At 72.6% G+C, this 241-nt stretch carries 1 pseudogene; it reads left to right on the forward strand.

Annotation, left to right across the window (positions count from 1 at the left end):
- Positions 1-8: 8 nt before the first annotated feature.
- Positions 9-241: pseudogene (locus tag FJ658_RS15410) on the forward strand (glutamate 5-kinase); the annotation flags it as partial.

Below are 241 nucleotides of genomic sequence, written 5' to 3' on the forward strand. Positions count from 1 at the left end.
GAGGGCCGATGAGTCCCGAGGCGCTGCGCGGGGCGATCGCGGATGCGAAGCGCATCGTCGTGAAGGTCGGCTCGAGCTCCATCTCGGGCGCGAACGTCGGCCAGATCGAACCGCTCGTCGACGCCCTCGCGGCAGCCCACGAGCGCGGCGCGGAGGTCGTGCTGGTGTCGTCGGGCGCCATCGCGAGCGGCATGCCGTACCTGCGCCTCGACTCCCGCCCCACCGATCTGGCGACCCAGCA

The organism is Schumannella sp. 10F1B-5-1 (assembly GCF_006517535.1).
In the GTDB taxonomy this organism is placed as follows: Bacteria; Actinomycetota; Actinomycetes; order Actinomycetales; family Microbacteriaceae; genus Schumannella.